The organism is Streptomyces sp. NPDC030809, assembly GCF_055572195.1.
The window spans coordinates 12405-38986 of the sequence record NZ_JBVIDV010000042.1; the positions used below are offsets into that span (position 1 = coordinate 12405).

Annotated in this window: 25 protein-coding genes; 4 read left to right on the forward strand and 21 right to left on the reverse strand. The window is 74.1% G+C overall.

Going from position 1 to position 26582, the window contains the following annotated elements:
- Positions 1–797 precede the first annotated feature (797 nt).
- From ACZ407_RS34220 to ACZ407_RS34235, 4 genes are all read right to left on the reverse strand, one after another.
- Positions 798–2498: an NAD(P)/FAD-dependent oxidoreductase gene (locus tag ACZ407_RS34220; RefSeq protein WP_468135313.1), complete on the reverse strand. Its 1701-nt coding sequence runs from the start codon at positions 2496–2498 to the stop codon at positions 798–800.
- A gap of 71 nt (positions 2499–2569) precedes the next feature.
- Positions 2570–4045: an FAD-dependent monooxygenase gene (locus ACZ407_RS34225; protein WP_468135315.1), complete on the reverse strand. Its 1476-nt coding sequence runs from the start codon at positions 4043–4045 to the stop codon at positions 2570–2572.
- A 182-nt stretch (positions 4046–4227) separates the two neighbouring features.
- Positions 4228–4629, reverse strand: coding sequence for a pyridoxamine 5'-phosphate oxidase family protein (locus ACZ407_RS34230; protein WP_468135317.1), 402 nt, complete (start codon positions 4627–4629; stop codon positions 4228–4230).
- A gap of 77 nt (positions 4630–4706) precedes the next feature.
- Complete coding sequence (locus ACZ407_RS34235) at positions 4707–6200, reverse strand: MFS transporter (protein ID WP_468135319.1); 1494 nt, start codon at positions 6198–6200, stop codon at positions 4707–4709.
- Positions 6201–6309: 109 nt separating this feature from the next.
- Here ACZ407_RS34235 and ACZ407_RS34240 point away from each other — a divergent pair, with 109 nt between their 5' ends.
- On the forward strand, positions 6310–6705 hold the full coding sequence (locus tag ACZ407_RS34240) for a winged helix-turn-helix transcriptional regulator (protein ID WP_468135321.1): 396 nt from the start codon (positions 6310–6312) through the stop codon (positions 6703–6705).
- A gap of 6 nt (positions 6706–6711) precedes the next feature.
- Here ACZ407_RS34240 and ACZ407_RS34245 read toward each other — a convergent pair whose 3' ends face one another.
- From ACZ407_RS34245 to ACZ407_RS34255, 3 genes are all read right to left on the reverse strand, one after another.
- On the reverse strand, positions 6712–7245 hold the full coding sequence (locus tag ACZ407_RS34245) for a flavin reductase family protein (RefSeq protein WP_468135323.1): 534 nt from the start codon (positions 7243–7245) through the stop codon (positions 6712–6714).
- A gap of 96 nt (positions 7246–7341) precedes the next feature.
- Positions 7342–8700 (reverse strand): cation:proton antiporter domain-containing protein, encoded by a 1359-nt coding sequence (locus ACZ407_RS34250; RefSeq protein ID WP_468135325.1) that lies wholly within the window; start codon positions 8698–8700, stop codon positions 7342–7344.
- Complete coding sequence (locus tag ACZ407_RS34255; protein WP_468135327.1) at positions 8697–9146, reverse strand: nuclear transport factor 2 family protein; 450 nt, start codon at positions 9144–9146, stop codon at positions 8697–8699. The genes ACZ407_RS34250 and ACZ407_RS34255 overlap by 4 nt, the downstream gene beginning before the upstream one ends.
- 219 nt (positions 9147–9365) lie before the next feature.
- Here ACZ407_RS34255 and ACZ407_RS34260 point away from each other — a divergent pair, with 219 nt between their 5' ends.
- The 3 genes from ACZ407_RS34260 (at position 9366) to ACZ407_RS34270 (ending at position 11671) form a co-directional block, all read left to right on the forward strand.
- Entirely contained in the window at positions 9366–10061 is a 696-nt protein-coding gene (locus ACZ407_RS34260; RefSeq protein ID WP_468135329.1) for an antibiotic biosynthesis monooxygenase family protein, read from the forward strand.
- A 240-nt stretch (positions 10062–10301) separates the two neighbouring features.
- A complete protein-coding gene (locus tag ACZ407_RS34265; RefSeq protein WP_468135331.1) occupies positions 10302–10850 on the forward strand; it encodes an aromatase/cyclase in 549 nt (182 codons plus the stop codon).
- Positions 10850–11671: a 4'-phosphopantetheinyl transferase family protein gene (locus ACZ407_RS34270; RefSeq protein WP_468135333.1), complete on the forward strand. Its 822-nt coding sequence runs from the start codon at positions 10850–10852 to the stop codon at positions 11669–11671. The genes ACZ407_RS34265 and ACZ407_RS34270 overlap by 1 nt, the downstream gene beginning before the upstream one ends.
- Before the next feature lie 118 nt (positions 11672–11789).
- On the opposite strand, the gene ACZ407_RS34275 is transcribed toward ACZ407_RS34270, so the two are convergent.
- From ACZ407_RS34275 to ACZ407_RS34340, 14 genes are all read right to left on the reverse strand, one after another.
- Positions 11790–12023: an acyl-CoA carboxylase epsilon subunit gene (locus tag ACZ407_RS34275; RefSeq protein WP_468135335.1), complete on the reverse strand. Its 234-nt coding sequence runs from the start codon at positions 12021–12023 to the stop codon at positions 11790–11792.
- Positions 12024–12079: 56 nt separating this feature from the next.
- Positions 12080–13651: an acyl-CoA carboxylase subunit beta gene (locus ACZ407_RS34280; RefSeq protein WP_468135337.1), complete on the reverse strand. Its 1572-nt coding sequence runs from the start codon at positions 13649–13651 to the stop codon at positions 12080–12082.
- 111 nt (positions 13652–13762) lie between these two features.
- A complete protein-coding gene (locus tag ACZ407_RS34285) occupies positions 13763–14305 on the reverse strand; it encodes a hypothetical protein (RefSeq protein ID WP_468135339.1) in 543 nt (180 codons plus the stop codon).
- Positions 14302–15657: an MFS transporter gene (locus ACZ407_RS34290; RefSeq protein ID WP_468135340.1), complete on the reverse strand. Its 1356-nt coding sequence runs from the start codon at positions 15655–15657 to the stop codon at positions 14302–14304. Before ACZ407_RS34290 ends, ACZ407_RS34285 begins: the two co-directional genes overlap by 4 nt.
- Before the next feature lie 14 nt (positions 15658–15671).
- On the reverse strand, positions 15672–16634 hold the full coding sequence (locus tag ACZ407_RS34295; protein ID WP_468135342.1) for an alpha/beta hydrolase: 963 nt from the start codon (positions 16632–16634) through the stop codon (positions 15672–15674).
- A 606-nt stretch (positions 16635–17240) separates the two neighbouring features.
- Positions 17241–18692: an FAD-dependent monooxygenase gene (locus ACZ407_RS34300; RefSeq protein ID WP_468135344.1), complete on the reverse strand. Its 1452-nt coding sequence runs from the start codon at positions 18690–18692 to the stop codon at positions 17241–17243.
- Between the two features lie 29 nt (positions 18693–18721).
- Positions 18722–20383, reverse strand: coding sequence for an FAD-dependent monooxygenase (locus ACZ407_RS34305; RefSeq protein WP_468135346.1), 1662 nt, complete (start codon positions 20381–20383; stop codon positions 18722–18724).
- Position 20384: 1 nt separating this feature from the next.
- Entirely contained in the window at positions 20385–21320 is a 936-nt protein-coding gene (locus ACZ407_RS34310) for an aromatase/cyclase (RefSeq protein WP_468135348.1), read from the reverse strand.
- Positions 21321–21453: 133 nt separating this feature from the next.
- Positions 21454–22239 carry an SDR family NAD(P)-dependent oxidoreductase gene (locus tag ACZ407_RS34315; RefSeq protein ID WP_468135350.1) on the reverse strand — a complete coding sequence of 262 codons (786 nt, stop codon included), beginning with the start codon at positions 22237–22239 and terminating at the stop codon, positions 21454–21456.
- 169 nt (positions 22240–22408) lie between these two features.
- Positions 22409–22684: an acyl carrier protein gene (locus ACZ407_RS34320; RefSeq protein WP_468135352.1), complete on the reverse strand. Its 276-nt coding sequence runs from the start codon at positions 22682–22684 to the stop codon at positions 22409–22411.
- Positions 22685–23454: 770 nt separating this feature from the next.
- A complete protein-coding gene (locus ACZ407_RS34325) occupies positions 23455–24669 on the reverse strand; it encodes a ketosynthase chain-length factor (protein ID WP_468135354.1) in 1215 nt (404 codons plus the stop codon).
- Positions 24666–25937, reverse strand: coding sequence for a beta-ketoacyl-[acyl-carrier-protein] synthase family protein (locus tag ACZ407_RS34330; protein ID WP_468135356.1), 1272 nt, complete (start codon positions 25935–25937; stop codon positions 24666–24668). Before ACZ407_RS34330 ends, ACZ407_RS34325 begins: the two co-directional genes overlap by 4 nt.
- On the reverse strand, positions 25934–26263 hold the full coding sequence (locus tag ACZ407_RS34335; protein ID WP_468135358.1) for a TcmI family type II polyketide cyclase: 330 nt from the start codon (positions 26261–26263) through the stop codon (positions 25934–25936). The genes ACZ407_RS34330 and ACZ407_RS34335 overlap by 4 nt, the downstream gene beginning before the upstream one ends.
- A gap of 127 nt (positions 26264–26390) precedes the next feature.
- Positions 26391–26582, reverse strand: a 192-nt coding sequence (locus ACZ407_RS34340; RefSeq protein ID WP_468135360.1) for an acyl-CoA carboxylase biotin carboxyl carrier protein subunit, incomplete at its 5' end; no start/stop codon positions are given.

Sequence of the window (26582 nt, forward strand, 5' to 3'; positions counted from 1 at the left end):
TGCCCAGCTCGCTGGGTTGTGGCGTCCGGGTTGGTCCCCTCCGAACCGGGTCGTCGTGCGGAGCGGACGGGGGGCGGGGCGGGGTCCCGGGTTTCGGGGCTCCGCCCCGGACCCCGCGCCTCAAACGCCGGCGAGGCTGGGATGGGCCCCGCCTCGGCCGGAGGGTGCGCCTCACGGCTGGAGCTGCCGCTTGCGGCTGGGGCTGCCGCTCGCGGTTGGATCTGTCGCTCGTGGTTCAGGGTGCGGCCCGCGGGCGGAGGGTGGCGCCCGTGTCGGGGTGCCGTCTCACCGGACGGGGAGCGGAGCCGGGTCCCGGGTTTCGGGGCTCCGCCCCGGGCCCCGCGCCTCAAACGCCGGCGAGGCTGGGATTGGCCGCCCCCGGCCGGAAGGTGGCGCCCGCGTCGGGGTGCCATGTCGCCGGACGAGAGCGGAGCCGGGTCCCAGGCTTCGGGGCTCCGCCCCGGACCCCGCGCCTCAAACGCCGGCGAGGCTGAGATTGGCCGCCCCCGGCCGGAAGGTGGCGCCCGCGTCGGGGCGCCATGTCGCCGGACGGAGAGCGGAGCGGAGCCCCAGGCTTCGGGGCTCCGCCCCGGACCCCGCGCCTCAAACGCCGGCGAGGCTGGGATTGGCCGGCCTCGGCTGGAGGGTTCGGGTCCACGCTGAGGGGTTCCGGTCCCGGCCGGGGGGCCGGTTCCCGCCGGGAGGGGGTTGTCCCCGCCAAGAGGTGCCGGTCCTCGCCAGGAGGGGGCGGCCCCCGCCAGGAGGGGGTGGGGCCTACCGGGAGGGGGCGGAGGGGGTCAGGAGACCTTGCGGCCGCGGAGGCCCTGGCGGACTACGCCCTTCAGCATGGAGCGGCCCAGGTCTCGCATTTCCTTGGGGCCGTTCGTGCTGGCCCACCACATGAACTTCATCATCGTGGGGGTGGTGGCGCGGAAGAAGCGGTGGTCTTCCGGGTCCTTCCAGCCGAAGGGGGTGTTGACCGACTCGCAGTTGCGGATGGCCTCGAAGACGATGTCCGCGGCCTTGTCGCCGTCGATCTCGCCCGCCTCGTACGCCTCGCAGGTGGCGACGGTGGTTTCGAACAGCTCCTTGAAGGCGTGGCTGTCCGGCCACCACAGGCCGGTGTACGGGGCGTTCTCCATGTTCTTGAAGTGGCGGTCGTCGCCGTCGAGGGCGAAGTTCTGGCGGGCCATGATCTGGCGCATGGTGGCCGGGGTGGTGAAGCAGGCCCAGACGCGGAAGACGGCGTTCCAGAGGCGGAAGTGGTCGAACGCGATGTACGAGGCGTTGACGATCTTGTCGTTGTGCTCCAGCAGGCCCTGCTCCAGGCGCTCCACGTACTCGAAGCGCTCGGCCTGGAACCTGTTGTCGCGCAGGGCGTCGAGGACCCGCCAGGCGAGGGCGTCGACGACCTCGAAGGTGTTCGACAGGCCGCGGGAGTAGAGCGGGTCGATGAAGCCGGCCGCGTGGGACATCAGGCACCAGCGGTCGCCGACGGTGCGCTTGGAGGAGTACTGGATGCGGTCGGTGGAGACCCATTCGCGGACCCGCTTGGCGCCCTCGAACTGGCGCTTCACCGCCGGGTACATGTCGAGGTACTTGTTGAACTCCTCCTCCGGGGTCATGTCCGCCGGCTTGGGGTAGAGCCGCTCGTCGAAGGTGAGCCCCACGCTGCACAGGGGGTTCTTGGAGTCCTTGTAGTTGTCGAACGGGATGATCCAGAACCAGCCGCGCTCGATGAGGTGGTGCAGGGTGCCGCCGTGGAACGGGGACTCGGCCGGCGGGCGCAGGGCCTCGGGGTAGTTGCACACGTCGTCGTACGGCTTGATGCCGACGTAGTGCGTGAAGAGGGAGCGCGCGTGGTGCTTGTGCCGGGGCGGGTTCTCGCGGAGGTCGAACTTCTCGGCGAGGGGGGAGCGGAAGCCGCTGGCGTCGATGAGGAACTTGCCGCGGAAGACCTCGCCGGTGTGGCCGGTGACGGTGACCCCGTCGTCGTCGAAGTCGAGGTCGGTGGCGCGCCAGTTCTGGCGGAGTTCGCAGCCGTACTTGGCGGCGACGCTCAGGTAGTACGAGTCCGTGTCCTGCCGGTAGAGGTGGATGGCCTCGGTCAGCATCTTGGGGATCACGAACATGGTGGCTTCGCGCGGGTCCGGCTCGCGGTTCTTGCGGTGCGTGACGAAGCCGAAGCTCTGCTTGCGGCCGTGCTGGGGGCCGATGTTCTCGGTGATCGCCTTGACGTCGAGCATGTGCTTGATCTCGGGGACGTCGTAGCGGACCGCGAGGATGTGCAGCCATTCGACCAGCTGCGGGTTCTGCGACTCGCCGACGGCGAAGCGCGGGTGCTGGCCGGCGTCGATGAGGACGACCTTGGCGCCCTGGCGGGCCAGGATCGCGCCGGTGATCGAGCCGGCGAGGCCCGATCCCAGGATGACGACGTCGCAGTCGTTCCACTCTTCGGCCGGGGTGGCCGTCTTCGTTTCCTCAGCCTTGGCGGTCAAGACCGCACTCCTCTTCGCTCGGGCTTTCCTGTGGGACACGGGGTTGCTCGGTTCGGCGCGGGCGGGCGGGCTCAGGCCGCGGTCCGCGGGGCGCCGAACCAGGTGGCCAAGGCCTCGGTCAGGCCCTCCGGGGTGCCGTCGGCGGCGGCCCAGGCCACGTAGCCGTCGGGGCGGACGAGCAGGCTCGCGGCGGGGGCGTCGGCGCCGCCGGGGCGGGCGGTGACGATGTCCACGCGGTCGGCCCAGCCGGCGGCGGCGGCGCGCAGCTCGGCGTTGTCGTGCAGGTCGAGCAGGAGCGGGCGGCCGCGGTGCAGCTGCTCGTAGGTGCTGGTCTTCTCCTCGCCGAGGATGAGCTCCTGGTCGGGCAGGCGGCGGCCGAGCAGCGGGTGGTCGCCGGGGGCGTGGCCGTAGGTGATGTCGAGGCCGGTGACCAGGCCGACGAGGTGGCGCTGGACCTCTTCGATCTGCACGAGTTCGGCGAAGATCTCGCGCAGCGGCTGCATCTCGGGGCCGCCGAGGTAGAGGGAGCGCTGCACCAGGGTGTTGGCGACGATGCGGGCGCCGACCGGGTGGCGTTCGGCGTGGTAGGTGTCGAGCAGGCCCTCGGGGGCGTGGCCCTTGACGGCGGCGGCGAGCTTCCAGCCGAGGTTGACCACGTCGCCGACGCCGGCGCTGATGCCCTGGGCGCCGATGGGCAGGTGGATGTGGGCGGCGTCGCCGGCGAGGAAGACCCGGCCCTTGCGGTACTCGGAGGCGTGCCGGCTGGCGTCGGTGAAGTAGCTGGTCCACAGCGGGGTGGCGGCGCTGATGTCCTCGCCGGTGACCCGCTGGAAGGAGGCGGCGACCTCTTCGAAGGTGGGGGGCTCCTGGGTGGGCCGTACGCCGGCGCCGCGCTCGAAGACGACCACGCGGGTGGCGTGCGGGCCGAGCGGGAGGACGACGACCATGCCGGCCTCGCCGACCTCGCCGGTGGGGCGGATGCGCAGCGGGACGCCGGTGACGTCGGCCATCTGCATCTCGATGGTGGCGTTGACCCCGGGGAAGTCGATGCCGGCGAGGCGGCGGACGGTGGAGCGGGCGCCGTCGCAGCCGACGAGGTAGGAGGCGCGCAGCCGCCGGGTGCCCTCGGGGCCGCTGACCTCGACCTCGACGGTCTCGCCCTCGTCGGTGAGGCCGGTGAGCTCGTGGCCGCGGCGTATGTCGGCGCCGAGGCGGTCGGCCCAGGCGTGCAGGATGGCCTCGGTGCGGGACTGGGGGACGCCGCGGACCCCGAAGTTGCCGCCCTCGATGATGCGGTAGTCGATCGGGATTCCGCCGAAGTGGCCACCGGGAATGGTGTCCAGTTCGCCGAATTCCGCCAGCAGTCCGCGCTGTCCGAATTCCTCGATGGTGCGGGCCGAGAATCCCAGGGCCCGGGACTGCTGCATGGGCTCGGTGAGCCGGTCGAGGACGATGACGGAAAGTCCGGAGAGCCGGAGTTCCCCTGCGAGCATCAGTCCCGAGGGGCCTGCTCCGGCAACAATCACATCGGCGTCAATGCGTTCCATCTTCCCTCTCCCGCTGGCGTTTTCTCCAGTATTCCGAGGGGGCGCGGGAAGCTGAACGGCCTCCGATACAGGGTTCTGACAAGTTCGTCAGGTCTCCTGCAGGTGTGTCAGGGGGTGTTCCGGGAAACGGCTGGAGGGTGCCTCGGCGGGGAGCCGGGCACCCTCCGGTGGGGCGGGGGCGGTCAGTTGCCGAGGACCCGGTCGACGCGGATCTCGACGACGGCCAGGCCCGGCGGCTGCGGCGGCGGGGCCCAGTAGCGCCGGGTGTAGCGGCGTACGCCCTCGGCGATGCGGGCCGGGTCGGTGGAGACGGTGGCGGTGCCCTCCAGGGTGATCCAGCGCCAGCCGGCCATCTGGCAGACGGACACCCGGGCCCCGGGACTGGCGATGAGGTTGCGGGACTTGCGGCGGTGCACGGTGGTCATGACCCGGGCCAGGCCGCTGTCCCCGTCCCAGGTGAAGCGGACCGGGGCGGTGTGCGGGCTGCCGTCGGGGCGCAGGGTGGTGAAGGTGCACAGGTGGTTCTCGGCGAGGAAGGCCTCCGCCTCGGCGGTCAGGCGCGGTGTGGTGGCCGGCTGGGCCATGGGGTGGGTCCGTTCTCGTGGGGCCGGGCCGGGTGGGCCGCGGGGGCGCCACCCGGCCCGGCGGTTCGACGGCCCGCTCAGTGGGCGGGCACGTTGGTCTTCTGGTCGGCGGCGCGGGTGAGCGGGAGGAGGACCAGGGTGACGAGGAGGCCGGCGGCGGCGAATCCGGCGCTGATGAGGAACGCGTCGTGGAAGACGGTGGTGCGGGCCTCGGTGACCAGCTCGGGGACGCCGTGGGCGGCGGCCTCCAGCTCGGGGATGCGGCGGAAGGCGAAGGTGGCGGCGACGGCGAGGCCGACGGCTCCGCCGACTTCCTGGGCGGTGTTGATGAGGCCGGCGGCCAGGCCCGACTCGTGCTCCTCGGAGCCGGCGAAGGCGGAGACCTGGAGCGGGACGAAGGAGGCGCCGAGGCCGAGGCCGCAGATGACGAAGGCGGGCAGCAGGTCGATCAGGTACGAGGCGTCCGAGGGGGCCCGCCACAGCAGCAGCATGCCGGTGGAGACCAGGGCCAGGCCGACCATCAGGACGGGCTTGGCGGCGACCTTGGTGACGACCTGGGAGGCGATGCCGGCGCCGACGGCGGTGGTCAGGGCGAGCGGGACGTACGCGAGGCCGGTGGTGACGGCGGAGTAGTCGAGGACCTGCTGCATGAAGAGGCTGGCGAAGAAGAACAGGCTGACGCAGGTGCCGAGCAGCAGGACGGCGATGGCGTTGGCGGCGCGCAGGGAGGGCCGGCGGAAGATGCCGAGGGGGATCAGCGGGGCCTTGGCGCGGCGCTCGATGAGCAGGAAGCCGATGATCAGGAGGGCGGAGAGGGCGAACCCGCCGTAGATGCGGCCCATCGGGACGTCGGAGTCGTCGACGGTCTGGCCGAGGGTGAAGATGAGGAGGATCAGGCCGGCGGTGAGGACGACGGCGCCTGCGACGTCGAAGCTGCGGGTGCGCTCGGCGGCCTTGCTCTCGCCGACGATCATCGGGGCGACCAGGGCGCCGATGATGCCGATGGGCACGTTGAGGAAGAAGATCCAGCGCCAGCCGGGGCCGTCGGTGAGGAGGCCGCCGAGGGTGACTCCGGCGACGGCGGCGACTCCGCTGAGGGCGCCCCAGGCGCCGAGCGCCTTGTTGCGGGCCGGGCCCTCCTCGAAGTTGTTGGTGAGCAGGCTCAGCGCGGCGGTGGCGATGAAGGCGGCGCCCAGGCCCTGTGCGCCGCGGGCGCCGATGAGCATGGCGGCGTTCTGCGCGAGGCCGGCGGCCAGGGAGGACAGGGCGAAGAGGACCAGGCCGGTCTGGAGCATCCGGCGGCGGCCGAGGGTGTCGGCGAGCCGGCCGGTGAGGAGGAGGAATCCGCCGAGGAGCATGCCGTACGTGGTGACGACGTACTGCAGGGCCGTCTGGGAGATGTGGAGTTCGTCCTCGATGGTCGGCAGGGCCACGTTGACGATGGAGACGTCGAGGAAGGTCATGAAGCCGGCCAGGCAGAGGAACGCAAGGATGAGCCCGGGGCGGTGGGCGGGCCCGGCTGCGGTGGGCGGCTCCTGCACGGGCGTGCGCAGGGACTCTTGGATGGACATGCCACTCCTCGGAACGGAACGGATTACGGGGGACGTTGGTGGCTTTCAGGAAGCTAGCACCCTGGATAAAGTAGGTACCTAGAGGAAAGTGACTTCCTGGAGGGTTTGCATGAACAGCAGCACGGCCGGTGCCGCCGCCCACGCCGCCCGGGTGTCGTCGGAGCAGGCCTGTCCGATCGCCCCGGTGCTCGACATCGTCTTCAGCCGGTGGACGACGCCGATCCTGTGGACGCTCAACGAGTTCGGTGTGCAGCGCTTCGTCGAGCTGCACCGCAACATCGGCACCATCACGGCGAAGGTGCTGACGCAGCGGCTGCGGCAGCTGGAGCGCGACGGGCTGGTGATCCGCACGTACCACCCCGAGGTGCCGCCGCGGGTGGAGTACGAGATCAGCGGGCTGGGCCGGAGCCTGGCCCCGCTCTTCGCACACCTGGCGGACTGGTCGGCCGACAACCTGCCGCGGGTGGAGCAGGCGCGGCGGGAGTTCGACGCGGGCGAGGGCTGAGCCGGTTCATGCGGCCGCCGCTCCCCGGTCCTCCAGTTCGCGCATGGCGCCCTGGAAGAAGATGAGGGGGTCCGTCTCGGCGTCCTGGGCGCCGAGTTCGGCCACCTCGCCGAGCAGGATGGTGTGGTCCCCGCCGTCGTACTCGTTGATCAGCCGGCAGTCGAGGAAGGCCAGCGCCTCGCTGAGGACGGGCAGTCCGGCCTCGGAGCGGTGGTGCGGGACCTCCTCGATGCGGGCGGACTTCCGGCCGGCGAAGGCCCAGGCCAGCCGCTCCTGCTGCTGGGTGAGGAAGTTGACGACGAAGCCGCCGCTCGACTGCACGACGGGCAGCAGCCGGCTGTCGTTGTGCAGGCATATGAGGACGAGCGGCGGCTCCAGCGAGACCGACGTGAAGGAGTTCACCGTGGTCCCGGCGGCGTCCTCCTCGCCTCCGGAGGTGATGACGGTGACGCCGGTGGCGAAGTTGCCGCACACGTCGCGCAGCGCGCGTGCGTCGACCGGGGACCGGCGCTCGGTGCCGGCGGACTGGACGGGGATCACGTCAGGACCTTTCTCGGGTGGGCGGTGCGTCGGGTGCGGGCTGCGGGGCGCGTGCGAGGCTCGTACGGGAGCCCGTACGGGCCCGGCGGCCGGGGTTCAGGGGCGTGAGCTGAGGGCCTCGGCGGGCTGGTCGGGGTGCGCGGACCCCGGGGTCTGCGCCGTCTCCGCGGACCGGGCGGGATCCGCGGCGGCCGGGTGGGCGCCGGCGGTGCGGGTGCGGCGGGACAGCAGGGGGCCCGCCATCGCCGTCGTGACCAGGGCCATCACCACGAGCATGGTGAACATGCGGCCGTCCAGGACCCCGAGGCTGACGGCCGCGTTCAGGATGATCAGCTCGGTCAGGCCGCGGGTGTTCATCAGCAGGCCCAGGTCGCGGGCCTCGCGCCAGGAGAAGCCGGCCATCCGGGCCGGGATGATGGCGCCGGCCAGCTTGCCCGCGCAGGCGACGGCGACGATGAGGACGAGGGCCAGGACGTCCGGGCCGTCCAGGGCGCCGAGGTCCACGCCGAGGCCGGTGACGATGAAGAAGACGGGCAGCAGGACCACGCTCACGTTGTCCATGGGCTTGCGCAGGTGCTGGGCCAGGACCCGGGCCGGCTCGCGGGGCATCACGAAGCCGAAGAGGAACGCGCCGAAGATGGCGTGGATGCCGATCCAGGTGGTCAGCACGGCCGAGCCGAGCGCGCCGGCGCACAGCACGGCGAGCAGGGCCGACCAGCGCTCGGTGGCGGCCCAGCGCCACACCAGGCGGGCCACCAGCGGCTTGACCACGAGGAACGTGAACGCCACGAACGCGACGCTCAGCGCGCCGATGCGGCCCAGGCTGCCGAGGTCCCCGTCGGAGCTGACCAGGGCGGACACGTAGGCCAGCAGGCACCAGGCGAGCAGGTCGTCGATGGCGGCGGCGCCGAGGGACAGGGCGCCGACGCGGGTGTCGAGCAGCTTGTTCTCGGTGAGGATGCGGGCCAGCACCGGGAAGGCGGTGACCGACATGGCGGTGCCGAGGAAGGTGGCGAAGGCCGTGAACGAGATCGCGTGGCCGGCCACGGTGGCGTGGTCGGGGTAGAGGAACGGGGCCAGCGCCACGCCCAGGCCGAAGGCCAGCGCGATCGAGGACAGGGAGACCCCGGCGGCGAGCCCGGCGTGCCGCCGGACGGTCCGCTTCTCGAACTCCCAGCCCACCACGAACATGAAGAGGATCAGGCCGACCTGGGAGACCGCGGACAGCAGCGGGCGCACCTCGGCGGGGAACAGCCGGGCGGTGAGGTCCCCGGGCAGCAGGCCCAGCACGCTGGGGCCGAGCAGGATCCCGGCGGCGATCTCGCCCACCACGGCGGGCTGGCGCATGCGCTGCGCGAGCCGGCCCAGGGCGGCCCCCGCGAGCAGGATCACGGCGATGTCCAGGAGGAGCATCGCGAGGGTGGACTCCGGCACGCCGGCGGCAAGGGTGGTCACGGCGTCTCCTGCTGGGGTGCGGGCGGGGTTCCGTCGGTCCACAGCACCCGGAAGGACAGCGAGGCGAGGCGCCAGCCGCCGGGGGTGCGGCGGGCCTCGCCGGTCGCCAGGGTGCCGGCGGTGAACAGCGGCCGGGAGGCGCCGCTGCCGGGGTGGTGCACGTGCGTGGACACGAGGTTGGCGCGCAGCCGGGCGGTGTCCTCGCCGGTGCGCTCGACGAGGGCGGGCGACCCCAGGTGCTGGGTGGCGGCGAAGGCCGCGAGCGCCTCGCGGTGGTAGGCGGCGAGGCCTTCGAGGCCCTTGTGGGCGCTCATCGGGAACTCGATGCGGGCGTCGGACGTGAACAGGGCGGCCGCCCATGCGTCGTCGATGCGGTCGTCGTCGAGTCCGATGAGGTAGCGGTCCAGCAGACTGCTTATGTCGGAAGTTTCCCGGCCTGAATGCATTGCGCGAGCATCCCACCGGATTCCATGGTCAACCAAGGCCGCTTTTCGAAGACCTGACGAAGTTGCAGAACATCTGGAAGGCGGACCGGAAACCTGACAAACCGGGGTGCTTTTCTGACCGGCCGGGCCTTTTCACGGGCGCTTTCCCCTTGTCATGCTGCCGTGGGAACAAACGGACTCCATCCGCACACCATTTCCCCGAACGGAAGAGAAGAGAGAATGCCTAAGATTGCAGCCGACGGTCAGCACCTGACTGTTCTCAACCTGTTCTCGACCGACGCTCCCGAGAAGCAGGTCAAGCTGCTTGCCGCGATGCGCGAGATCGTCGACTCCGCGGCGTACGAGGGCTGGATCTCCAGCACGGTGCATGCGGGCCAGGACAAGCCGGGCACGGCCAACTTCATCCAGTGGCGCAGCACCGAGGACCTGGAGAAGCGCTACGAGGGCGAGGAGTTCAAGCACCGCACGCTGCCGCTGTTCGGCGAGATCACCACCTCGATCCGCCTGCTGCAGAACGAGATCGCCTTCACCCAGCAGAAGCCGGGCCTGGAGCAGGTCACCGAGATCTCCCCGGACCGCGACGACTACACGTCCATCGAGCTGTTCGGCGTCTCCGAGGAGGAGCAGGAGCAGCTGGTCGACGCGCTGGGCACCGACTCGGAGTGGCTGGCCGACGTCGACGGCTACCGCACCCACACGGTGCTGCGCGGCCTGCGCGCCCGCGGCATCGAGGGCAAGTTCGTCGTCGTCTACTCGCAGTGGGACTCCAAGGAGGCGTACGACGCCTTCCGCGCCGTGCCGGAGTCGGAGCGGACCCCGGCCCGCCAGAAGGTGGACGCGCAGGTCGCGGCCCTGTCGACCTGGACGGACGGGAACACCTACCGCGTGGTCCACACCCGTTCCGCGGGCGAGTGACCTGCGGTCCCGGGCGGGGGTCCGGCCGGCTGTGCGGCGGCCGGACCCCGCCCGGGACCGCGTACGGACACGGGCAACGCGCGCCTGACCGCGGCCGCGGACGGCCGGCCCGGACCCCCACGGTCCGGCCGTCACCCCCCACGGCGGCCGCCTGCCCGCCGGAAGTGCCGCTGCCGGGATCCCCCACCCGGCGGCGGCATTTCCGTTTTCCGCGCCCTTCCCAGCACGAGGAGTACGAACATGAGCCAAGCGGGCCTGCGCCGGACGGCGCACGAGATCACCGTGGCGGTTCCGGCGGACACCGTCCACCGGATGATCGCCGAGGTGGAGAACTGGCCGCGCACCTTCCCCGGCACGGTCGGGGTCACCCTGGAGGCGGCGCCCGAGGGCGAGCAGCGACTGCGGATCGAGGAGGCCGCCGAGGACGGCGGACTGCGGGTCCGGGGGCTGCGCAGGATCGTCCAGGACGAGCAACTGCGCGTCAACTTCGAGGAGTTGGAGAGCGAACCGCCGGTGGCCTACCTGGGCGGCGCCTGGCTGGCCGAGCCGCTCGGCCCGGGCGGCGCGCGGGTGCGGCTGCTGCACGAGTTCCGGGCGGCCGGCGCCGATCCGGCGATGGCGGACGCCCTCGCCGTACGGGTCGCGCGCGATGCGCAGGACGCGCTGGCGGCCCTGAAGGAGAACGTGGAGGCCGCGTACGCGGCGGACTCCGCGAGAGCCGGCGCCGGGGCCGCCGCCCCGTCCCGGGAGTCCGCCGGCTCCGTCGGCGGGCCCGCGAGCGGCCGCTGATGGCGGTGGCGGGCACGCTCTCCGTCGCCGACGGGGAGCTGGACGTATGGCTCCTGCCGCCGCCCGAGTCCCCGCGCGACGTGCCGGTGGGCGAGCTCGACGACAAGGAGCGGCAGCGGGCCGACGCCTACCGCCGGTCCTCGGACCGGCGGATGTACACGGCCGCGCACGTCGGCCTGCGCCGGGTCCTGGCCGTCTACACCGGCATCGCCCCGCACCTGCTGTGCATCACGGGCGAACGGCACGACGGCGCGGGCGGCCGCAACGGCCGGCCGCGGGTGCTGGGGGTGCCGGGCGCCCCGCAGTTCTCGCTCTCGCACAGCCACGGGCTGGCGCTCGTGGCGGTGGCCCGCACCCGGGTCGGCGCCGACGTGCAGCGGATCCCGGACCCGGCGACCGCCGCGGCCTGCCTGCCGGCGCTGCATCCGGCGGAGCGGGCGGAGCTGGAGGCCCTGCACGGCCCGGAGCAGACCGTCGCCTTCGGGCGGCTGTGGGCCCGCAAGGAGGCCTACCTGAAGGGTCTGGGCACCGGGCTGGCCCGGGGCGCGGACCTGGACTACCTGGGCGAGTACGGCACCGGGCGGCGGCCCGGGGGCTGGGTCGTGGGCAATCTGCCGCTGTGCGCCGGGCACGTGGCGGCGGTGGCGGTGCTCGGCTCCGGGGACCGGCGCATCGTGATGCGGGCGGTGCCCGACACCCTGCTGTACGCCCGGGAGGCCGCGGAGCGGATCGCCGGGGTGGAGCCCGGGCTGTACACGGTGCTCCGCGACCAGGCCGGGCAGCGGGAGCGGGACGGCCCGGACGAGGCGGCGGCCGCCTGAGGCGGCGCGCCGCGGTGCCGGGCCGCGGCGGAAACCCCCGAGGGGCCGGACTTCTGTGAAGTCCGGCCCCTCGGGCGTGGGTTGGTACGGGGGTGGCGCGGTGCAGGCAGCCGGGCCGTCAGGCCGCGGAGCGCCAGGTGCGGGGGCCGTCGAAGCCCGCGACCCGGTCGGGCCGGCGCCAGCGGGCCACCGCCAGGTGGCGGCGGGCGAGGTCGTCGGGGGCCGCGCCGGGTGCGGCCCCGCGGGCGAGCAGGACCGCGGTGAGGGCGGCGAGCTCCTCCGGGGACGGGTCCCCCTTGAGGACGCGCAGCAGGTCCTGGGGGGCGGCGGTGTTCTCGGGCTTGGCGTTCACGTGCGTTCCTCCTCGGGCGGGGCCGGCGGACGGGGCGGCGGCTGCGGGCGTACGGGTCACTGGGGCGGGTTGCCGTGCTTGCGGCGGGGCAGGTCGGCGTGCTTGGCGGCGAGCATGGCCAGGGAGCGGGCGAGCACCTCGCGGGTCTGCACGGGGTCGATGACGTCGTCGACCAGGCCGCGTTCGGCGGCGTAGTACGGGTGGACGAGCTCCCGCCGGTACTGGTCGATCTTCTCCCGGCGCATCGCGTCCGGGTCCTCGGCGGCGGCGATCTCGCGGCGGAAGACCACGTTGGCCGCGCCCTCCGCGCCCATCACGGCGATCTCGTTGGTGGGCCAGGCCAGTGCGATGTCGGCGCCGATGGAGCGGGAGTCCATGACGATGTACGCGCCGCCGTAGGCCTTGCGCAGCACCACCGAGACCCGGGGGACGGTGGCGTTGCAGTACGCGTACAGCAGCTTGGCGCCGCGCCGGATGATGCCCTCGTGCTCCTGGTCCACGCCGGGCAGGAAGCCGGGCACGTCCACGAGGGTGACCAGCGGGATGTTGAAGGCGTCGCAGAACTGCACGAACCGCGCGCCCTTCTCGCTCGCCCGGATGTCGAGGACCCCGGCCATGGAGTTCGGCTGGTTGGCGACGAGGCCGACGGTGTGGCCGTCGATGCGGCCGAGGCCCACGACGAGGTTCTGCGCCCAGGCCGCGTGCACCTCCATGAACTCGGCGTCGTCGACGAGCTCCTCGATGACGGCGCGGATGTCGTACGAGCGGTTGCCGTCGGCGGGCACCAGGTCGAGGAGGGCGTCGCCGGGGCGGTCCACGGGGTCGCCGGTGCGGGCGGCGGGCGGCAGTTCGCGGTTGTTGGAGGGCAGCAGGGAGAGCAGGTAGCGGACCTCGGCCAGGCAGGTCTCCTCGTCGTCGTAGACGAAGTGCGCCGCGCCGGAGGTGCCGGTGTGCACGTCGGCGCCGCCGAGGCCGTTCTGGGAGATCTCCTCGCCGGTCACCGCGCGGACCACGTCCGGGCCGGTGATGAACATCTGCGAGATGTCGCGGACCATGAAGACGAAGTCGGTCAGGGCCGGGGAGTACGCGGCGCCGCCGGCGCAGGGGCCGAGCATGACCGAGATCTGCGGGATGACCCCGGAGGCCTTGGTGTTGCGCTGGAAGATGCCGCCGTACCCGGCGAGCGCGGAGACGCCCTCCTGGATGCGGGCGCCGGCGCCGTCGTTCAGGGAGACCAGCGGGGCACCGGCCGCGATGGCCATGTCCATGATCTTGTGGATCTTCGTGGCGTGGGCCTCGCCCAGCGCTCCGCCGAAGACGCGGAAGTCGTGGGCGTAGACGAAGACCGTGCGGCCCTCCACCGTGCCCCAGCCGGTGACCACGCCGTCGCCGTAGGGCTTCTTGTCCTCCAGGCCGAAGCCGGTGGCCCGGTGCCGGCGCAGGGATTCCACCTCGGAGAAGCTGCCCTTGTCGAGGAGCAGGGCGATGCGCTCGTGGGCGGTGAGCTTGCCCTTGGCGTGCTGGCGTTCGGTGGCCCGGGGGTCCGGGCCCCGGCGGGCCTCGTCCTTGCGGGCCTGGAGTTCGGTGAGGCGTTCGGCGAGCACGGCCTCGGCGGTCGCGGGCGGCATGTGCGGGTCTCCTGTCGGATGGGTGGCGGTGGGGCGGGCGGGGCGGCGGGACTGCCGGTGCGGGGGCGGGGGCGGGGCCGGGGAGCGCGGCGGGCGCTCGGGGCTCCGGGGTCAGGCGGCGGCTCCGGGGGCGGCGGCCGGGCCGAGCTGCTCGGCGAGGCGGGCGGCCAGCTCCGGGAGGGTGCCGTCGAGGACCTCCTGGGCGGTCAGCGCCACCCCCAGGTCCCGGCGGATGCCGCGGACCAGGCTCTCGGCGTTGAGCAGGTGCAGCCCCTGGGCGCGCAGCGGCAGCCGCAGGCCGGTGCGGTGGCCCGGCGGCACCTGGAGCAGCCGGTCCAGGTGCAGCCGCAGGCAGTGCGTGAGGGTCGCGGTGCGCAGCTGCGGGCTCATGCTGCGCAGGTCGGCGGCCTCGGGCAGGTGGCCGAGGGTGCCGGGGTCCGCGCCGGGGCCGCCCGCCGTCCGCTGCCCGTCGGCGGCGGGGGCGGTGCTGTACGTCGTACCCGGGCCCGGGCGGTATCCCGGGGCGGTGCGGTGGCCGTACGGCGTGCCGAGCGCCGCGCTGTACGTCGTACCCGGGCCGGGGCTGTACTCCGGGACGGGGGCGGGGCGGTACGCCGGGACGGAGGCGGTGCGGTGCGGGGTGCGGTCGGTCATGGCTGTCGCTGCCTTTCGTCGGATGCGGGCCGGCCCGCGCCGCCGGGGAGCCGGCCGCCTTGGCCGGGTGCCGGGGGTGCGGGCGGAAGGGACGAGGAGGGAACGGGGGGCGCCGGGGCCGCGGCGGGGCGGCGGCGCCTGCGCAGGGGTGCCGCGAGCAGCACCGGGAGGAGGAGCGGGAGGGCGGCGGCCAGGGTGGCCAGGCCGCCGGCGGCGAGGCCGGCGCGGGCGCCGTGGCGGGCGGACAGCCAGCCGGTGAAGAGGGCGCCGAGCGGGGTGAGGCCCTGCAGGATCAGCGTGTAGAGGGCCATCACGCGGCCGCGCAGCCGGGGGTCGGTGCCGAGCTGGATGCGGTGGTTGGCGGCCTGCGCGAAGTAGATCGCGGCGAAACCGGTCAGGGCGAGGAGCAGGGCCGCGCTGCCGTAGCCCGGGGCCCCGGCCGCGGCCGTCTCCAGGGCGCCGAAGGCGAGGGCGGAGAGGGTGACGGTACGGGCGGCGGGCCGGCCGCGGCGGCCGGTGGTGGCGAAGGCGGCGGCCAGGGAGCCGGCCGCGAAGGCGGTGGTGAGCAGGCCGAAGGCGGTGGCGTCGGCGTGGAAGACGGTCTTGGCGAGCAGCGGCAGGGTCAGCTGGAAGTTGAAGCCGAACAGGCCGGTCACGGCGACCAGTCCGAGGGTGGCGAGCAGGTCGCGGCGGGCGCCGACGTACCGCAGGCCCTCGCGGATGCCGGTGTCCGGGCCGGTGCGCGGGGCGGGGCGCGGGCCGGCGGGGCGGATGGCGCGCAGCGCGGCGACGGTGGCGAGGTAGCTGAGGGCGTTGAGGGCGAGCACGGGGCCGGTGCCGGCCGCGGTGATGAGCAGCCCGGCGAGGGCGGGGCCCGCCACCCGCGCGATGTTGAAGTAGGCGGCGCTGAGCGCGGAGGCGTTGGGCAGCAGGTCGGGGCCGACGAGTTCGCCGACGTACGCCATCCGGGCCGGGACCTCGAAGGCGTTGACGGTGCCCAGGCCCAGGGCGAAGAGGTGGAGCTGCCAGAGTGCGACGGCCCCGGTCAGGACGAGGACGGCGAGGGCGAGGGCCAGGGCTCCGGAGGCCAGGTTGGCGAGGACCAGCAGGTGCCGCTTGTCGTGGCGGTCGGCGAGCCGGCCGCCGTACAGGGTGAGCAGCAGCATGGGGCCGAACTGGAGGGCGGTGAGGGTGCCGAGGGCGGTGCCGGAGTCGCCGGTGAGGTCGAGCACCAGCCAGTCCTGGGAGACGACCGCCATCCAGGTGCCGGCCACGGAGACGGTCTGGCCGGCGGCGAACAGCCGGAAGTCGCGCACGGCGAGGGAGCGCAGCGGCCGCGGGTACGTGGTCACGGGGGCCCCTGCCGTCAGCCGGCGGTGCCGGCGCGCGCCAGGCACTCCTCCAGGAACGCCAGGGCACGCAGGTGGTAGGAGCGGGCGGCGAGGCCGAGGCTGATGTTGTGGCCCGCCTCGGGCTGCCGGTGGACGGTGACGGAGGGGGCGGCGCGGAACAGGGCGGCGAGGTCCGCGAGGTCGTCCTCGCCGTGCCGCCACCAGTGCTCGTGCTCGGCGAAGGTGAGGCGGACGGGGACGCGGACGGCGGCCGCGGCGGCGGTGAAGCTCTCGGGCCAGCGCTTGGCCTCGGCGCGTTCGCGTACGGGCATGGGGGCGACGAGGGCGGCGGCGTCGCGGAAGGTGTTGGGCGGGTAGAAGCGGAGGGCTCCCCAGTTGCGCTTCCAGTGGGTGTGGGTGTGCGGGTCGCGCTCCTCGCCGGGGTCCACGGCGTAGTCGCGGCCGCAGCCGTTGAGGTCGAGGCCGAGGAGGGGCGGGGCGGCGGCGGTGTTAACGGCGTTAACGCCGCCGGGGTCTGCGGCGGCGGCCGTGCGGGCGCGGTCGGCGGCGTAGGTGAGGGCGAGTTTGCCGCCGAAGGAGTGGGCGACGAGGAAGAGCCCGGCGCCGGTGTCGGTGCGGGCGGCGAGACCGGTGAGGGCCGCGTCCAGGGTCGCGGACTGCTCGGCGAGGCTCTGGCCGCGGGGCAGGCGGGCGGCGGAGATGCCGTAGCCGGGGCGGTCGACGGCGACGACGGTGTAGCCGAGGCGGGCGCCGAGGGTGAGCAGGGAGACGTCGGGGTGGGCCTGCCCGTCGAAGTAGCCGGCGGACATGCCGCCGCCGTGTACCGCGACCACGGTCGCGCGGGGGCGGCCGGCGGGGCGGGCGATCAGCGCGGACAGGGTGATGCCGGAGTCGGCGGCGAGGGTGATCGGCCGGACCCCGGGCGAGGTCGGGGGCGGGCCGGCCGGGCCGGTGGGCGCGAGGGTGGGGGCGCTCATCGGGGGCCGGTCCGGTGGGTGGGGCGGGGGGTCACGGGGTCCTCCTGGGGCGGTGCGGTGCGGGTGCGTGGGGGCTGGGGTCCGTGCGGGGCTCGCGCCCCGGACCCCGGGCCTCAGACTCCCCCCGGCTACCGCTGGGAGGCTGTGGGTGCCCGGGCGTACCGGCGGGGGCCTGGGGCGGCCCGCACCGGTGCGCCCTGGCGTCCAGGGGACCGGTTGCCGGGGCGGGTCCGGCCGCGCCGGTGCCCGGGGGCGGGCCCCGTCGGCGGGGCCCGGCACCCGGCGGGGCTTTCGGGGCTCCGCCCCGGACCCGCGCCTCGAACGCCGGCGGGGCTGGATTTGCCCCGGCTGGTGGCAGCTTGACGCCGGGGGCTGGAATCCGGCTCGAATGTGGGCGGGTTCACGCCGGTGACCGGGGCTCGGTCCGGCTGGGGACGGCTCGACGGCGGGGCGGGGGTCCTGCGGGTCGGGGTTCCTGCGGGCCGGGGTGGGACGCCCGGTGCAGGAGTCGTACGGGTCGGGGGCGGGGGCGCCCCCGGGACCGCAGTCGTACGGGCTGAAGGGCGGGGACGCCGGGGGCCGGTGCGGTGTCCGGCGGGGCGGGGGTCAGGACGGGGTGCCGAACCAGGTGGTGAGGGCTTCGGCGAGGGCGGTGGGGGACGTGCCGGCCCAGGCGACGTAGCCGTCGGGGCGGACGAGGAGGGGCGGGGTGTCGTACGGGGCCGGGGCGGTGGGGGTGACCGTGTGGACGCGGTTCTTCCAGGGCGCGGCGGCCTCGCGGAGGGCGGGGTCGTCGGTGAGGTCCAGGAAGAGGCCCTGGGCGGAGTGGAGCAGTTCCGGGGTGCGGACCTCGCCCTCGGCGGTGGCCAGGGTGCGCGGCGGGAGGCGGCGGCCGGTCAGGGGGTGGGCGCCGGCCGGGGCCTCGTACTGCACGTCGAGGTGGCTGACGACCCCGGCCAGGTACCGCTTGACCGGGTCGAGGGCGATCAGCTCGGCGAAGAGGGTGCGCAGCGGCTCGGACTCCTGGCCGCCGAGGAACACGGTGCCCTGGGCGAGGGTGTTGGTCAGCAGCCGCCGCCCGGCCGGGTGCCGTTCCGCGTGGTAGGTGTCGAGGAGGCCTTCGGGGGCCCAGCCCGCGATGACGGCGGCGAGCTTCCAGCCGAGGTTGGCGGCGTCCTGGACCCCGGTGCTCAGGCCCTGCCCGGCGGCCGGGAGGTGGATGTGGGCGGCGTCTCCGGCGAGCAGGACGCGGCCGCGCCGGTACTCGGAGGCCTGCCGGGTGGCGTCGCTGAAGGAGCTGACCCAGTCGGCGCCGCCGCCGGAGATGTCCTCGCCGGTGAGGCGCTGCCAGGCGGCGGCGACCTCGGCGAACCCGGGGGTCTCGCTGCGGTCGGCGGGCGGGGCGCCGTCCTCGCAGACGATGATGCGGTCGACGCCGGGGGCGAGCGGGGCGGCCATGACCATGCCGCCGGGGACGCGTTCGCCGAGGAAGCGGGGGCGGACGGCGGCGTTCGTCACGTCGGCGAGGTACATGCCGCGGGTGGCGCCGGTGCCGGGGAAGGCGAAGCCGGCGGCCTTGCGGACCCGGCTGTTGCCGCCGTCGGTGCCCACGAGGTAGGCGGCGCGCAGCTGCTGCGGGGTGCCGTCGGGGCCGGCGAGGGTGGCGGTGACCCCCTCCTCGTCCTGGTCGAGGGAGAGGAACTCCAGGCCGCGGCGGACATCGGCGCCGAGTTCGGCCGCCCAGTCGGCGAGGACGGCCTCGGTGCGGGACTGCGGGATGCCGCGGGCCCCGAAGTGGGCGTCCTCCAGCACGGTGTAGTCGAACTGGACCCCGCCGAAGTGGCCCATCGGGCTGGTCTCGACCGCGCCGAAGCGGGGTACGAGCCCGCGCTGGTCGAAGGTCTCCAGGGCGCGGGCGGTGAAGCCGAGGCCGCGGGACTGGCCGGTGGGCTCGGCGAGCTTCTCCACGACGACGACCCGGGCGCCGCCCAGGCGCAGCTCCCCGGCCAGCATCAGGCCGGTGGGTCCGGCGCCGACGATGATGACGTCCGCGTCCATGTCTTCTGTTCCTCGTTCCTGCCGGGGCCTCAGCGGGCGGCGGCGGTTGCGGTGGCGGGGGCGGTGGTGGTTGCGGGGGCCGGGGCGGGGCGGGCGCCGGGGGCGGCTGCGGGTGCGGCGGGGCCGAACCAGTGCTCCAGGGCCCGGTGCAGGCCGGCGGTGTCGGCGCCCGTCCCGGCCCAGGCCACGTAGCCGTCGGGGCGGACGAGCAGGGCCTCGCCGGGGGTGAGCGGGGAGCCGGGGGCGGGGCGGGCGGTGACCCGGTCCACGCGGTCGGCCCAGGGCCCGGCGCCCAGTCCGGCGCCGGTGCCGAGGTCCAGGAGCAGGCCGCGGCCGGTGCGCAGCAGGTGGGGGGTGCGCAGCGGGCCGCCGTCCTCGGGGGCGGGGAGGCCGGCGGGGCCGTGGGTGAGCGCGGCGGGGGGCAGGCGGCGCCCGGCGAGGGGGTGGGGGGGCGCGCCGGGGAGCTCGTAGCGGATGCCGAGGCCGCTGATGGTGCCCGCCAGGCGGGCGCGTACGGGTTCCAGGGCGAGGAGTTCGGCGAGGACGGCCCGGGCGGGCTCCACCTCGGGGCCGCCGAGCAGCAGGTGGGTCTGGGCGCGGATGTTGGCGAGGACCTCGGCGCCGACGGCGTGCCGCTCGGAGTGGTAGGTGTCGAGGAGTTCCTCGGGGGCCCGGCCGGTGACGACGGCGGCGAGCTTCCACCCGAGGTTGAAGGAGTCCTGGACGCCGAGGTTGAGGGCCTGGCCGCCGCTGGGCATCTGCCGGTGGGCGGCGTCCCCGGCGAAGAGGATCCGGCCGTGCCGGTAGCGGGCGAGCTGCCGGTCGGTGTCGCCGAAGGCGTTGATCCACAGCGGCAGGCCGTGGCTGATGTCCTCGCCGGTGACCTGCTGCCAGACCTCGGTGACCTCGGTGAAGGCGGGGGGCTCGGTGCGGGGCCGGGCGGGGGTCCCGTACGCGTGGACCATGACGCGGGTGACGCCCTCGCGGGTGGCGGAGATGGCGAGGCCCGCGCCGAGCCGCTGGAAGCGCCGGTCGGGGGTGTCGATGCCGGTGACGTCGGCGCGCAGGAGTTCGCGTCCGGCGTCCCGGCCGGGGAACGCGGCACCGGTCAGGCGCCGTACGGTGCTGTCCTCGCCGTCGCAGCCGGCCAGGTAGCGGGCGGTGATGCGGACGGGGCCGTCGGGGCCGAGGGCCTCGGCGGTGACCTCGTCCTCCCCGGCGGTGAGGGAGACCAGCTGGTGGCGGCGCAGGAGGCGGGCGCCGAGTGCGGCGGCCCGGTCCTGGAGGAGCTCCTCGGTGCGGCCCTGGGGGACCTTCCACTGGCCGGGGTGGGAGCCGGGCAGGGTGAGGTCGAGGCCGAGGCCGCCGAAGTGGCCGCGGGGTTCGCGGGGCGGGGTGCCCAGGGGGGCGAGCAGGCCGCGGGAGTCGAGGATCTCCATGGTGCGGGCGTGGAGGGTGGAGGCCCGGGACTCGGTGGTGGGTCCGGGGCGCTGGTCGAGCACGATCGCGCCGGCCCCGCCGAGCCGCAGCTCGCAGGCGAGCATCAGCCCGGCGGGTCCGGCGCCGACCACCAGGACGTCGGTGCGCAGGGCCGTGGCGGCGGGGGGCGCGGTGACCGGGCGGGTGCCGGTGTCCGGGCGGGTGCCCCGGCGGGCCTCGGTGACCGGGCGGTCCGGGTGGCCGGAGGTCATGTCAGTTCCTGTCCTCTGCGTAGGCCTTGGCGTGGCCGAGGGTGGCCCGGCTGTTGGTGGACAGGGCCTGGTGGACGTACGCGCGGGCGTCGGCGACGGTGGCCTCGGGGCCGAGGATGCGCGCGATGTTGGCGGTGTTGAGGGTGACGGTGTGCTGGGAGGAGGCGGCGACGCCGTCGTCGGTCTCCTCGAAGGTCCAGTAGCCGGTGTGCAGGGTCATCAGCGCCGGGAGGGTGACCTGCTTGTACGCGATCTTGTGGTGCGGGAACGTCACCCGGTGCGACTTGGTGGTGTGGACCGAGCCGTCCTTGGCGCGGGTGTCCATCTCCAGGGTCTGGAGGCCCGGGGTGTCCTCGGTGAGGCGGACGGTGGCGACGTGGGGCAGCCGCTCCTCCCAGCGGTCGGCCTCGTTGACGAAGTCGTAGACGTCCTTGGCGGAGCCGTGGACGAGGACGGTGTCCTCGAAGGAGAAGGTGACGTCCTCGGCGGCGTGCGCGGCCTCGACGTTCTCCTTGAGGGCGGCCAGTTCGGAGCGGCTGTTGCGGTCGACGGCCTCGTCGATCCAGAGGAGGTCGTGCGGGTCGTCGTCGATGGCCCGGTAGTCGTGCAGCAGCCGCACCCGCGAGGAGCCGTCGGCGAGCGGCTCGATGATCCACTCGCCGCCCATGGAGGCGATGGGCTTGGTGCTGATCTCCTGGCGGAAGGTGATGCGCAGGCCCTCGGGGTCGAGCTCGCGGCGGGAGGTCCAGTTCTTGGGCTGCCCGTTGGCGGTGGCCCAGATGCGGATGCGCTCCCGGGAGCCGTCGGTGTCCACGCGGTCCACGAAGATCGTGGGCGGGAAGATCCGCGGCCAGTTGGTGACGTCCGCCAGCAGCCGGTACACGTCCGGTGCGGGCGCGTCGATGGTGATCTCGTGCTCAACCTCGCGGGTGGTCATGACGCCTTCCTTGTCGGGGCCGGGGGTGGGGCGGGTGGGGCGGGTGCCGCCGGGGGCGGGGCGGTCCGGGGTGGTGCGGGGGTGACTCGGGGTGGCTCGGGGTGACTCGGGGTGACTCGGGGGTGGTGCGCGGTCAGAAGTTGCCGAGGCCGCCGCAGACGTTGATGGCCTGGGCGGTGACCGAGGCGGCGGTGTCGGAGGCGAGGTAGGCGACCATGCCGGCGACCTCCTCGGGGGTGGAGTAGCGGCCGAGCGGGATCTTCGACTGGAACTTGTCGAGGATGGCGTCCTCGGTGGTGTCGTACGCGGCCGCGTAGCCGGCGCGGACCCGCTGGGCCATCGGGGTCTCGACGTAGCCGGGGCAGACGGCGTTGACGGTGATGCCGGTGGGGGCCAGCTCGTTGCCGAGGGCCTTGGTGAAGCCGACCACCCCGTGCTTGGAGGCGGAGTACGGGGCGCCGAGGACCACGCCCTGCTTGCCGGCGGTGGAGGCGATGTTGATGATGCGGCCGCGGCTCTTGTGGCGCATGCCGCCGGTGTTGAGGACTTCCTTGGTGAGCCGGAAGACGCTGTTGAGGTTGGTGTCGACGACGTCCGCCCACAGCTCCTCGTCGATGTCGGCGGTGACCCCGCCGCCGGAGCGGCCGGCGTTGTTGACGAGGACGTCCACGGTGCCGAAGCGGTCCACGGCGGCCTGGACGAAGGCGGCGGCGGAGGCGGAGTCGCGCACGTCCAGTACGGCGCCGTCGGCGTCGAGGCCCTCGGCCTGGAGCTCCTTGACGGTCGCGGCGACGTTGTCGGCGCTGCGGGCGCCGATGAAGACGCTGTGGCCGGAGGCGCCGAGGGCGCGGGCGGCGGCCAGGCCGATGCCGCTGGTGGCGCCGGTGATCAGGGCTACGCGCTTCTCCTGCAAGGACATGTTCTCTGCTCCGTTTGTGTGGGCGCGGGGGTGGGGGTGCGGGCCGGGTGGCCGGGGCGGGGGGTGCGGGCCGGGTGGCCGGGAGACCGGGCGGGCCGGGAGGCCGGGGCGGGGGTGCGGCCGGGCGGCGGGGTGGGGGGCGCCGCCCGGCCGGCCCGCGGGCCGCTCGTCAGGCGGCGCTGGGGAGTTGTGCGGGGAGGGCGGCGTTGACCGCGGCGATCAGGGCGCGGGGGGTGTCGGCGTCGGTGAGGAGGTCCTCGTCGAGGGTGATGTCGTACTCGCGCTCGATGCGGCTGCCGGTTTCCAGGAGGGCGAGGGACTCGTAGCCGAGTGCCTCGAAGGCGACGTCGAGGATGTCTCCGTCGAGGTCGACGCCCTCGTCGGCGCCGGCGCCCTCCAGGAGGATGCGGCGGAGGTCGTCGAGGGTGAAGGTGGGTGTGGACACGGTGCCTGGCCCTTTCTCGGGGTGCGGTGGTGGTCGTGCGGGTGTGCTTGTACGGGGCGGGGCGTGCGGGGTGTGCTGTGCGGCCGGGACCCTGCGGGGCTCTCCCCGACCCGCCCCTTCCCGAACCGGGGCTCCGCCCCGGGCCCCGGCGGGGCCCGCTGCGCTGCCTGGTGCGGCCCGGCGGCGGGTTTCGGGGCTCCGCCCCGGACCCCGGTCCTCAATCGCCGGACGGGCTGGACTTGCCGACCCCCGGCTGGGTTCGCCGACCGCGGGCTGGACTTGCCGACCGCCGACTGGGGTCGCCGGCCGCCGGGCTGGACTCGCCAGCCCCGGCTGGATTTACCGACCGCGGGCTGGACTTGCCGACCCCCGGCTGGGTTCGCCGGCCGCGGGCTGGGTTCGCCGACCCCCTGGCTGGGTTCGCCGACCGCGGGCTGGACTTGCTGGTCCCCGGCTGGGTTCGCCGGCCGCGGGCTGGACTTGCCGACCGCGGGCTGGACTTGCCAGCCCCGGCTGGACTTGCCGACCGCCGGCTGGGGTCGCCGGCCGCCGGGCTGGACTTACCAGCACCGGCTGGACTTGCCGACCCCCGGCTGGACTTGCCGACCGCGGGCTGGACTTGCCGGCCCCGGCTGGGTTCGCCGACCGCGGGCTGGACTTGCCAGCCCCGGCTGGGTTCGCCGACCGCGGGCTGGGTTCGCCGGCCGCGGGCTGGATTTGCCGGTTGGGGGGCCGAGGCGCCGGGGTGCGGGGGCGGAGGCCCCCGGGGGTCAGTCCGCGGCGCGGACGACGACGGCCGAGTTGAAACCGCCGTAGCCGCGGGCCACGACCAGGGCCGTGCGGACCGCCGCCGCGCGGGGGCGGTCGACGACCAGGTCGAGGGCGTGTTCCTCGGACGGGTGGACGTTGACCGTGGGGGGGATCACGCCCTCCTCGATGGACAGCAGCGCCGTCGCCACGTCCAGCGGTGCCGCGCCGGAGTAGAGGCGGCCGGTCATCGTCTTGGGGGCGGTGACCGGGACGCCGTGCGCGCCGAAGACCGCGGCCAGGGCCTCCGCCTCGATCCGGTCGAGCTCGGGGACCCCGGCCGCGTCCGCGAAGACCACGTCCACCTCGGCCGGAGGCACGCCCGCATCGTCGAGGGCGAGTTCGACGGCCTTGCGCAGGGCGGGCTCGCGGCCGAGTTCGGGGGCCGCGTCGAAGGTGGCTCCGTAGCCCGCTATCTCGCCGTAGACCTTGGCCCCGCGCTCGCACGCCGACGCGGCCGACTCCATGATCAGGATGGCCCCGCCCTCGCCCGGCACGTACCCGGAGGCGTCGGCGTCGAAGGGCAGGAAGGCGCGGGCGGGCTCCTCGCTCGCGCTCATCCGCCCGCCGGCCAGCTGCGCCACCCAGCCCCAGGGGCAGATCGACGCGTCCACGCCGCCGGAGACGATCATCCGGGTGCCCTTGCGGATCAGGCGGCGGCCCTGGGCGATCGCGTCCAGACCGCCGGCCTCGTCGCTGACGATGACCCCGCTGGGGCCCTTGAGCCCGTTGCGGATGGAGATCTGGCCGCTGTTGACGGCGTAGAACCAGGCGAAGGACTGGTACGCGCTGACGTACTGGCTGCCCTGGCCCCACAGCTTCTGCAGCTCGCCCTGGCCGAACTCGAAGCCGCCCGAGGAGCTGGCCGTCACGACGCCCATGTCGTACTCGGCCAGGGCCTTCGGGTCCACGCCCGCGTCCGCGAGCGCCCAGTCGGCGGCGACCAGCGCGAGGCGGGTCATGTGGTCGGTCTGCGGGAGCAGCCGGCTGGGCAGCAGGGCCTCGGCGTCGAAGCCGGGGACCTCGCCCGCGAGGGTGGAGGGGTACGTGCTCGGGTCGAAGCGGGTGACGCGGCCGATGCCGTTCTTGCCGGACTTGGTCGCCGCCCAGAAGTCCTTGGTGCCCAGCCCGTTGGGCGCGGTGATGCCCAGGCCGGTCACTACCACCGGGGTGGTCATGCCATGCTCCTCTCGGGTCGCGCCAGCACCATGGCGCTCTGGAAGCCGCCGAAACCGCTGCCGACGGTCAGCACGGCGTCGGTGAGCTGTTCGCGGGCGACCAGCGGGACGTAGTCGAGGTCGCACTCGGGGTCCGGGGTGTGCAGGTTGGCGGTCGGCGGCACCACGTGGTGCTCCATCGCCAGCGCGGAGGCGGCGATCTCGATGGAGCCGATCGCGCCGAGCGAGTGCCCCACCATGGACTTGATGGAGCTGACCGGGGTCCGGTACGCGTGGTCCCCGAGGCTGCGCTTGAACGCGGCGGTCTCGTGGCGGTCGTTCTGCTTGGTGCCGGAGCCGTGCGCGTTGATGTAGTCGATCTCGGTCGGGTTCATCCGGGCCTCGTCGAGGGCCGAGCGGATGGCCTCGGCCATCTCGGCGCCGTCGGGCCGCAGGCCGGTCATGTGGTACGCGTTGGAGCGGGTGGCGTAGCCGGCGATCTCGGCGTAGATGTGCGCGCCCCGCTTCTTCGCGCTCTCCAGCTCCTCCAGGACGAACACCGCGGCGCCCTCGCCGAGTACGAAGCCGTTGCGGGTGCCGTCGAAGGGGCGGGAGGCGTGCTCGGGGTCGTCGTGGCGGGGGGTGGTCGCCTTGATCGCGTCGAAGCAGGCCATGGTGATCGGGGAGATCGGGGCGTCCGAGGAGCCGGCGATCATCACGTCCACGGATCCCTCGCGGATCAGGTCCACGGCGTGCCCGACGGAGTCGATGCCGGAGGTGCAGCCGGTGGAGACCACGGTGCTGGGGCCCTGGGCGCCGGCGTCGCGGGAGACCTCGGCGGCGAAGGAGCTGGGGACCAGGTAGTTGTACAGGTGCGGGACGGCGTACTCGTGGTCGACGAGGTGGAGCCGGCCGCCGTCGCTGACGACGTTGTACTCCTCGTCCAGGCCCATGGTGGCGCCGACGGCGCTGCCGATGGTCACGCCCACCCGGTACGGGTCGTAGTCCGCCAGGCCGATCCCGCTGTCGGCGATCGCCCCGCGGGCGGCGACCACCGCGAACTGGGCGGCCCGGTCCATGCGGCGGATCTCCTGCGGGCCGAGCCCGTGCTCCTGGGGGTCGAAGTCGATCTCGGCGGCGACCCGGGAGCGGAAGGGGCTCGGGTCGAAGAAGGTGATGCCGCGGGTGGCGGTACGGCCCTCACTCAGCAGGTTCCAGAAGTTCCCGGCCCCGACACCGCCGGGGGCGAGCACCTCGATGCCGGTGATGACCACGCGTCGGGGGGTCACGCGGACGCCTCCCAGTGGTAGAAGCGCTGCGCCATGGCGTCGGCCGGGGAGCGCCAGGTGGCGGGGTCGTACGCCTCGATGAAGGGCTTCAGGTCCTCGCTGATCCGGACGAAGCGCTCGTCGTGGCGGGCCTCCTGGATCAGGCGGTCGCCGTTGTCCTCGTCGAAATCCTGGAGGTGGAAATAGAGGCCGCGGTAGGCGAAGAGCTGGCGGCGCCGGGTGCCCATGCGGTGGGGCATGTCCGTGCCGTCGAATTCTCCGAAGAGTTTCGCCACGTCCACACTCGAACCCGGGTCCATCCGAGCCACGATCAACGTGCTGTGCATTACTGCTCCCTCTCCTCAAGACCCACGAATTGAATTCAGTATCCGCGGGGCCGAAGACCGTTTTCAACAGTGCCTTTGTCAGGGTTTTGTCAGACCGTGCAAGAATTCCGCAGGCGAATGGCCGGCATCAGCCCTTGATTTCGCAGATGGTGGCGCCGGAGGTGAGGGAGGCGCCGACTTCGGCGTTGAGTCCCACGATGGTTCCGGAGCGGTGGGCGCCCAGCGGCTGTTCCATCTTCATGGCTTCGAGGACCACGACGAGGTCGCCTTCGGCGACCTGCTGGCCTTCCTCGACGGCGACCTTGACGATGGTGCCCTG

What these genes read in the sequence shown, in the direction of transcription:
- ACZ407_RS34325 (WP_468135354.1), bottom strand. Translation starts at nt 24,669, where the DNA reads ATGACCACCCCGGTGGTAGTGACCGGCCTGGGCATCACCGCGCCCAAC.
- ACZ407_RS34255 (WP_468135327.1), bottom strand. Translation starts at nt 9,146, where the DNA reads ATGCATTCAGGCCGGGAAACTTCCGACATAAGCAGTCTGCTGGACCGC.
- ACZ407_RS34305 (WP_468135346.1), bottom strand. Translation starts at nt 20,383, where the DNA reads ATGACCTCCGGCCACCCGGACCGCCCGGTCACCGAGGCCCGCCGGGGC.
- ACZ407_RS34235 (WP_468135319.1), bottom strand. Translation starts at nt 6,200, where the DNA reads ATGTCCATCCAAGAGTCCCTGCGCACGCCCGTGCAGGAGCCGCCCACC.
- ACZ407_RS34265 (WP_468135331.1), top strand. Translation starts at nt 10,302, where the DNA reads ATGAGCCAAGCGGGCCTGCGCCGGACGGCGCACGAGATCACCGTGGCG.
- ACZ407_RS34315 (WP_468135350.1), bottom strand. Translation starts at nt 22,239, where the DNA reads ATGTCCTTGCAGGAGAAGCGCGTAGCCCTGATCACCGGCGCCACCAGC.
- ACZ407_RS34285 (WP_468135339.1), bottom strand. Translation starts at nt 14,305, where the DNA reads ATGACCGACCGCACCCCGCACCGCACCGCCTCCGTCCCGGCGTACCGC.
- ACZ407_RS34270 (WP_468135333.1), top strand. Translation starts at nt 10,850, where the DNA reads ATGGCGGTGGCGGGCACGCTCTCCGTCGCCGACGGGGAGCTGGACGTA.
- ACZ407_RS34335 (WP_468135358.1), bottom strand. Translation starts at nt 26,263, where the DNA reads ATGCACAGCACGTTGATCGTGGCTCGGATGGACCCGGGTTCGAGTGTG.
- ACZ407_RS34230 (WP_468135317.1), bottom strand. Translation starts at nt 4,629, where the DNA reads ATGGCCCAGCCGGCCACCACACCGCGCCTGACCGCCGAGGCGGAGGCC.
- ACZ407_RS34300 (WP_468135344.1), bottom strand. Translation starts at nt 18,692, where the DNA reads ATGGACGCGGACGTCATCATCGTCGGCGCCGGACCCACCGGCCTGATG.
- ACZ407_RS34225 (WP_468135315.1), bottom strand. Translation starts at nt 4,045, where the DNA reads ATGGAACGCATTGACGCCGATGTGATTGTTGCCGGAGCAGGCCCCTCG.
- ACZ407_RS34240 (WP_468135321.1), top strand. Translation starts at nt 6,310, where the DNA reads ATGAACAGCAGCACGGCCGGTGCCGCCGCCCACGCCGCCCGGGTGTCG.
- ACZ407_RS34310 (WP_468135348.1), bottom strand. Translation starts at nt 21,320, where the DNA reads ATGACCACCCGCGAGGTTGAGCACGAGATCACCATCGACGCGCCCGCA.
- ACZ407_RS34260 (WP_468135329.1), top strand. Translation starts at nt 9,366, where the DNA reads ATGCCTAAGATTGCAGCCGACGGTCAGCACCTGACTGTTCTCAACCTG.
- ACZ407_RS34295 (WP_468135342.1), bottom strand. Translation starts at nt 16,634, where the DNA reads ATGAGCGCCCCCACCCTCGCGCCCACCGGCCCGGCCGGCCCGCCCCCG.
- ACZ407_RS34280 (WP_468135337.1), bottom strand. Translation starts at nt 13,651, where the DNA reads ATGCCGCCCGCGACCGCCGAGGCCGTGCTCGCCGAACGCCTCACCGAA.